This is a genomic window from Streptosporangium sp. NPDC001559, from assembly GCF_042893955.1.
Taxonomy (GTDB): Bacteria; Actinomycetota; Actinomycetes; order Streptosporangiales; family Streptosporangiaceae; genus Streptosporangium.
In genome coordinates, this window is record NZ_JBIAVG010000023.1 from 125,927 (window position 1) to 132,816 (window position 6,890).

A 6,890-nucleotide genomic window follows, 5' to 3' on the forward strand; every position below is an offset into this window, starting at 1 on the left:
GAGCGGTTCTCACGCGGCGGCCCGCCTGTCACGGACCACTCCGGCGAGGTCGGTGAGGTCGTCGAGGCGCACGGTCCGCGCGCCCATCCGCCGGGCCAGGGACGCGGCCAGGCCGAGGCGGATGTGCCCCGTCTCGCAGTCGACCACGACCGTGGCGACCCCGGCCAGCAGCGCCGCCGCCCTGTGGGCCTCCTCGACGGTGCCGGAGGTCGCCCGCCCGTCGGTCACCAGGACCAGCAGCGGACGCCGGGACGGGTCACGCAGGCGCTCGACCCGCAGGACCTCGGCCGCGCGCAGCAGCCCCGCCGCCAGCGGGGTGCGTCCGCCGGTCGGCAGCTCGCGCAGCCGGGCGGCCCCCGCCTCGACCGAGGAGGTCGGCGGCAGCACCAGGTCGGCGCGGGCGCCCCGGAAGGTGACCAGGCCTACCTTGTCACGGCGCTGGTAGGCGTCGAGAAGCAGGCCGAGCACGGCGCCCTTGACCGCGCTCATGCGCCGCCTGGCCGCCATGGATCCACTGGCGTCCACGACGAACAGGACCAGGTTGCCCTCCCTGCCCTCGCGTGCGGCCTCCCTGAGGTCCTCGCGCCGCAGCAGCAGGCCGGGCCCGTTCCTGCCCCGTCCCACCTGGTACGGCGCGGCGGCCTCGACGGTCGCCCTCAGGTGCAGGGAGGCGGGCCGTCCCCCCGGGACCCTGGCCCCGGTCACCCTGCCCAGCGGGGTCGCGGCCCTGGACCTGCGGCCCGGGGCTCCGGCGCCGAGACCGGGCACGGTGAACAGCCTGGCGCGCCTCGCGGGGTCGGCCTCCGCGATCCGGTCGTCCCCCGCCTGCCCTGTCGCGGTGTCTCCTCCGGCGGGCGCGGGGACGCCTTCCCTGCTCGCCGGCTCCGCCCCCGGGACGTCCTCGCCGGAACCGTCAGGGCCGCCCCCCGGGCTTTCCGAGCCTCCTCCGGGACCGCCCTCGGGGTCACCGTCGGAACCGTCTCCGGGGCTGCCCCCGGGGCCGCCCTCCGGACCGTCACCGGGGTCGTCCGGCTCCTCCGGGTCTTCGGGCGTCTGGTCGAGGAGTTCGTCCAGCCTGGCCTCGTCCAGGCCCGGCGTGTCGAAGGGGTCACGGCGGCGCCGGTGCGGGAGGGCGAGCCTGGCGGCCTCGCGGACGTCCTCGGCCGTCACGGTCGCCCCGCCCCGCCACGCGGCGTGCGCGATGGCCGCCCGCGCGGTGACCAGGTCGGCCCGCAGACCGTCGACCTCGAAGGCGGCGCAGACCGTGGCGATGCTCCGCAGCGCGGAGTCCGGCAGGGTGACCTCCGCGACCCTGGCCCTGGCCTCGGCGACACGCGTGGCCAGCTCCCGTTCCCGCGCCTGCCACAGGGCGGCGAAGGCGGCCGGATCGGCCTCGAAGGCCAGGCGCCGCCGGACCACCTCGGCCCGCTGGGACACCTCCCGCGACGCCCTGACCTCCACGGTCAGCCCGAACCTGTCGAGGAGCTGGGGACGCAGCTCCCCCTCCTCCGGGTTCATGGTCCCCACCAGCAGGAACCTGGCGGCGTGCCGTACCGAGACGCCCTCACGTTCGACGTAGCAGGTACCGAGCGCGGCGGCGTCGAGCAGCAGGTCCACCAGGTGGTCGTGCAGGAGGTTGACCTCGTCGACGTAGAGGACGCCCCGGTGCGCGTCGGCGAGCAGTCCGGGCTCGAAGGCCTTCACCCCCTCGGTGAGCGCCCGTTCCAGGTCGAGCGAGCCCGCGAGGCGGTCCTCCGAGGCGCCGACCGGCAGCTCGACGAGCCTGGCGGGCCGTACGGTGCCGGGGGCGGTCTCGTGCGGGCCGTCCGGGCAGCCGGGGTCCGGGGCGGCGGGGTCGCAGGAGAAACGGCAGCCGTGCGCCACCTCGACGGGCGGGAGCAGCGCCGCGAGCGCCCGCACGATCGTGGATTTGGCGGTGCCCTTCTCCCCTCTGACCAGGACTCCGCCGACGCCGGGGGAGACGGCGTTCAGGATCAGGGCGAGCTTGAGGTCCTCCGACCCCACGATCGCGGTGAAGGGATAGCGCGGGTCGCGCACCTTGACTGCCTCCTCGGCTCTCGTCATACGGGGTAACTCAGCCGCCAGCGTCCGCCCCGCCCGGTGAGCGTCACCAGGGCGAGAGGCGCGACGTCGACGCGCCAGAAGGCATGGGCCGGGGCGCCGAGGGCGTGCACGACCGCGGCCCTGATCACCGGGGCATGGGTGACGGCGACCGTCCGCCCCGGGCCGAGGGCCGCGAGCCAGTCCGCGACCCGGCCGACGAGTCCGGTGATCGGCTCCCCTCCGTGGGGGGCCGCCGCCGGGTCGGTGAGCCAGGCCGCGAGCCCTCCGGGATCGGCCGCCTCGACCTCGGCCAGCGTCATGCCACGCCAGCGCCCGTAGTCGCAGTCGGCGAGCGACGGCTCCGGCCCGGCACGCAGGCCGAGTGCCCCGGCCGTCTGCGCGCAACGCAGCTCGGCTCCGCGGACGGCCCGGCCCGGACCGATCCGCGGAGCCAGCGCCTGGGCGCGGCGCAGGCCGTTCCCGTCGAGCGGCTCGTCTCCGGGAAAGGCGGCCCGTGCCGTCGCCCGTGTCGAGGCGTGACAGACCAGCAGCAGGCGCGCGACCCCCGAGGGGGCCGTCACGCCGGGCTGCGCCTGCGCGCGGCGAAGGCGAACAGGGCTCCGACGCCCAGCCAGAACACCGCCTGTGTCCCGAGGGAGGCCAGGCGGAAGTCCCACAGGAGACCGGCGGGGAACCCCTCGGGCACCTCGTCGATCCCGGGCAGCAGGATCCAGGCCGCCGTGACCGGCACCAGCAGCGCCGCGCCGCCCGCGAGCCAGCGCGGCCACGCCTCCTCGGAGGAGACGTAGCGGTGCGCGGCCGCCGCGGCGCCGACGGAGAGGATGCCGATGGCGACGGCGACCAGGTAGAGCACCGTGCGCTGGTTGATCGTCTCCGGGTCACCGACGGCCGGGGGGTTGGCGGGATATTTCACGAAAGGGATGAGGACGATCGCGATGAACGCCGCCGCCGCGAGGGAGACCGCCAGCAGTGGTTCCGATCTCGGACCGACCCGGCCGCGCACCCCCGCGTACACGAGGGCGAACAGGCCGCCGAGAGCCAGGCCGTACAGGGCCAGGGCGAGGAAGAGGCCGAAGCGCTGGCCGTTCCTGCTGACCGGCGCCTCCTCCCCGTGAGAGTGGGCGGGCTCGGCCGCCTCATGACTGTGGGCACCGGTGCCGGCGGAGGCCGCAGCGGCCTCCTCCAGCGCGATGGCCCGGTCGACGCGGGGTTCGCCCACGGTGTAGGCGAACACCCCGGCGAACAGTCCTGCGAGAAGGCCGACGAGCATGCCTCTGACGATGAGTTTGGTGATCACGTGTGGCTCAGTGCGATCAGTGGCAGGGAACACCGAGCAGGTGACGCCCGTCGTGCATGAGTTCGTGCAGGTAGTTACCGGCCTGCGAGATCGCGCCCTGGTCGAAGGCGACCAGGTAGGCGAGAAGCAGCAGCACCGGTACGGCGAGAAGCCATCGGGTGAGCGAACCGAGCGGGATGGGCTTGACCGGCGGAGCAGAGATCTGGCTCACGGCCACCTCCTTCAGGGGATTGACGCGCCCCTTTTCGTAGGTCGGTGGCGGCCGAGTGACCTGGCTCCCCGCCCTCTCGGGCCGGTTACAGTGGCGCGACCGCACCGGAATCTCACCGGATTTCCCTCGCACCGCCACAAAACACCCGGAATGTATACCGGTTCACAGCGTCCGTCAATCCATGCGATAGCGGACACAGGGCTAGAAACCGTGCGGGCGGGCGCACCCGCCCGCACGGGAGGTCACTGATCGCCGGTGAGAGCGGTGACCAGGTCGGCGGCGGTGCGACAGCGATCGAACAGCTCGCCGACGTGGGCCTTGGTCCCGCGCAGCGGCTCCATGGTCGGAACACGCTGCAGGGACTCCCTGCCCGGGATGTCGAAGATGACCGAGTCCCAGGAGGCGGCGGCGACCGACTCGCTGAACTGGCTCAGGCAACGACCCCTGAAGTAGGCCCGCGTGTCGCTCGGCGGCGCCTCGATGGCCCGCCGTACCTCGTCCTCGGTCACCAGGCGCTGCATCCTGCCCCGGGCGACCAGCCGGTTGTACAGGCCGCGCTCGGGACGGATGTCGGAGTACTGCAGGTCCACCAGCTGCAGTCGCGGGTGGGACCAGGCCAGGCCGTCACGGGTACGGTAGCCCTCCAGCAGCTCGAGCTTGGCCACCCAGTCGAGCTCCCGCGACAGCTGCATCGGGTCCTCGGCCAGACGGGTCAGGACGGACTCCCAGCGGTCGAGGACGTCCTTGGTGATCTCGTCGACGCCGTTCCCGCTGCGCTCCTCGGCGTACTTGCGGGCCAGTTCCAGATACTCCATCTGCAGCTGCACCGCGGTGAGCCTGCGGCCGTCGCGCATCGCGATCTCGTACTTCAGCGTGGGGTCGTGGGAGACCGCGCGCAGCGCCTGGACCGGGTTGTCGACCGCGAGGTCACGGGTGAAGTAGCCGTCCTCGATCATGGCGAGGACCAGCGCGGTCGAGCCCAGCTTCAGGTAGGTCGAGATCTCCGACATGTTGGCGTCGCCGATGATGACGTGCAGCCTGCGGTACTTCTCCGGGTCGGCGTGCGGCTCGTCCCTGGTGTTGATGATCGGCCGCTTGAGCGTGGTCTCCAGCCCGACCTCGACCTCGAAGAAGTCGGCCCGCTGACTGATCTGGAAGCCCTCACCCCGGGAGTCCTGGCCGATGCCGACCTTGCCCGCGCCGACGACGACCTGCCGGGAGACGAAGAACGGGGTCAGATACCTGACGATGTCGGCGAACGACGTGGCGCGCCGCATCAGGTAGTTCTCGTGGCAGCCGTAGGAGGCGCCCTTGTTGTCGGTGTTGTTCTTGTAGAGCTGGATCGGAGCGTTGGCGGGGACGGCCGAGGCGCGCGTCGCGGCGTCGTGCATGACGCGCTCCCCCGCCTTGTCCCAGATCACCGCGGCTCGTGGATTGGTGCATTCGGGAGTCGAGTATTCGGGATGGGCGTGATCCACGTACAGCCGGGCCCCGTTGGTGAGGATCACGTTGGCCAGGCCCAGATCCTCGTCAGTGAGCTGGCTCTGGTCGGCCACCTCCCTGGACAGGTCGAAGCCCCGGGCGTCGCGCAGAGGGTTCTCCTCCTCGAAGTCCCAGCGTGCTCGCCTGGCCCTGGCCGCCGAGGCCGCCAGATAGGCGTTCACCACCTGGGAGGAGGTCACCATCGCGTTGGCCCCCGGCTGTCCGGGCACGGAGATGCCGTATTCGGTCTCGATGCCCATCACCCGCCGTACCGTCATGCGCACCCTCTGTTCATCCAGGACGACTACTCCGCCGTATATATCCCCGACCCTAGACCCTTCACTATCCCCGGTGACCAGACAGTTATGGCACAGAGGCCTTTTCTGAGGCGTTTTCTCCCGGGGCCCCCGGAGCGGGAACCGCTCCCTGGCCGGGGCCGCGTCCGTGCCTCCCCTGCGGTACGGCCGCCCGCCGCCGCCTGGCCTTGACGAACTCCTGGATGGGCCGTTCGACGAGCCGGTGGACCAGGTAGGACAGCGCCAGCGTGACCAGCACGGTGACCGCGACGGTCAGCCAGGGCGCGAGTGTGTCGCGCAGGACGGGCACGAGCACGGCGGCGACCGTCGAGTGGAACAGGTAGAGGGGGTAGGTCAGCGCGCCGAGCACGACCAGCCCGCGCCAGCGCAGCCAGCCCAGGGCGCCGAGCGCCACCAGCGCCATGAGCACGTAGAAGAGCACGACGGTCACGACGACCGCCCAGCCGGGCACCGGCATCGCGGCGTAGCCCACCGCGTCGATGCGGCCCTCGACCCTGGCCAGGGCCGCGTAGACCGCCAGTCCGCCGCTGAGCCCGGCCACGCACCACAGCACCGGCTTGGGGCCGTGCTTGGTCATGAGGAAGAAGGCCATGCCGCCGACGAAGTACGCCGCGTACTTCGGCATCACGATCAGCTGTACCCACTCGTTCTCGTTGCCGGTGAAGATCCCGGCCGCCAGCAGCCACACGCCCATGAAGACCAGGCAGCGGGTGAACGTCACCCCGACGATCACCAGGATCGAGATCAGCAGGTAGAAGCGGAGCTCGGCCCAGAGCGACCAGTAGACGCCGTTGGCGTCGGTCAGGCCGAAGGCGCGCTGGAACATGGTCAGGTTGACCAGGTAGTCGCGCAGGCCGAGCTTGGGGTCCAGGGCGGTGGCCGCGCCCAGGCCGTAGACGGCCGCCACGACGCCCACGCTGATCCAGTAGGCGGGGAAGAGCCGCACCAGGCGTGACAGGGCGAAGGCGCCCAGCCCCCGCCCCCAGACGCTCATCAGGATCACGAAACCGCTGATCATGAAGAACAGCTCGACGCCGAGGATGCCCAGGCCCGCCGGGGTGGCCGTCTCCGGGAACAACTTCGCCGGGCGCTCCCCCCAGACCGAGGCGAAGGCGATGAGGTAGTGGAAGGAGACGACCCCGGCGGCGGCGAGGAAACGCAGGAGGTCGAGTTCGGCGAGGCGGCCGGTTCCCTTTGCGGCCGTGCCGGTCATGTGCCCGCCGGGGCGAAGTGTTCACGCACGCCACTTGGACGGCGTTTCGATCAACCGGGTTCCCTCGGCCCGGATCTTGTTCCCGCTGTTTTCCGTGCCCCGCCTTCCGGACCTCGCGGCGGCCTTTCGAAGGCCGCGAAGGGGACACACGAAGGCGGGGGGGGGGCGCGGGGGGGGCCGCCCCCCCCGGGGGGGGGGGGGGTGGGGGGTTGGGGGGGTTGGGGGGGGGGGGGGCCGCGCGCCCCCCCCCCGGGGCGCGGTGGGCCCGCCCAGGCGGGGGGGGTT

6 protein-coding genes and 1 riboswitch are annotated in these 6,890 nt (G+C 72.4%); all 6 genes read right to left on the reverse strand.

Translation table 11 applies throughout. From position 1 onward, the window contains the following. Window positions 1-9 precede the first annotated feature (9 nt). The 6 genes from ACFYY8_RS37590 to ACFYY8_RS37615 all read right to left on the reverse strand — a co-directional run bounded on the left by ACFYY8_RS37590 (window position 10) and on the right by ACFYY8_RS37615 (window position 6,605). Window positions 10-2,085 carry a putative cobaltochelatase gene (locus ACFYY8_RS37590; protein ID WP_390049524.1) on the reverse strand — a complete coding sequence of 692 codons (2,076 nt, stop codon included), beginning with the start codon at window positions 2,083-2,085 and terminating at the stop codon, window positions 10-12. Continuing rightward, window positions 2,082-2,645: a histidine phosphatase family protein gene (locus ACFYY8_RS37595; RefSeq protein ID WP_390049526.1), complete on the reverse strand. Its 564-nt coding sequence runs from the start codon at window positions 2,643-2,645 to the stop codon at window positions 2,082-2,084. The genes ACFYY8_RS37590 and ACFYY8_RS37595 overlap by 4 nt, the downstream gene beginning before the upstream one ends. Continuing rightward, a complete protein-coding gene (locus tag ACFYY8_RS37600; RefSeq protein ID WP_390049528.1) occupies window positions 2,642-3,382 on the reverse strand; it encodes a CbtA family protein in 741 nt (246 codons plus the stop codon). The genes ACFYY8_RS37595 and ACFYY8_RS37600 overlap by 4 nt, the downstream gene beginning before the upstream one ends. Window positions 3,383-3,398: 16 nt before the next feature. After that, window positions 3,399-3,593: a CbtB domain-containing protein gene (locus ACFYY8_RS37605; protein ID WP_352013091.1), complete on the reverse strand. Its 195-nt coding sequence runs from the start codon at window positions 3,591-3,593 to the stop codon at window positions 3,399-3,401. Window positions 3,594-3,624: 31 nt separating this feature from the next. After that, a riboswitch (cobalamin riboswitch) is annotated at window positions 3,625-3,744 on the reverse strand. A gap of 91 nt (window positions 3,745-3,835) precedes the next feature. Continuing rightward, entirely contained in the window at window positions 3,836-5,353 is a 1,518-nt protein-coding gene (dop, locus tag ACFYY8_RS37610) for a depupylase/deamidase Dop (protein ID WP_390049531.1), read from the reverse strand. A gap of 85 nt (window positions 5,354-5,438) precedes the next feature. Beyond that, a complete protein-coding gene (locus ACFYY8_RS37615; RefSeq protein ID WP_390049533.1) occupies window positions 5,439-6,605 on the reverse strand; it encodes an acyltransferase family protein in 1,167 nt (388 codons plus the stop codon). Between the last annotated feature and the right edge of the window lie 285 nt (window positions 6,606-6,890).

Coding starts and splice junctions, on each gene's coding strand:
- dop (WP_390049531.1), bottom strand. CDS start 5,353: ATGACGGTACGGCGGGTGATGGGCATCGAGACCGAATACGGCATCTCC.
- ACFYY8_RS37590 (WP_390049524.1), bottom strand. CDS start 2,085: ATGACGAGAGCCGAGGAGGCAGTCAAGGTGCGCGACCCGCGCTATCCC.
- ACFYY8_RS37615 (WP_390049533.1), bottom strand. CDS start 6,605: ATGACCGGCACGGCCGCAAAGGGAACCGGCCGCCTCGCCGAACTCGAC.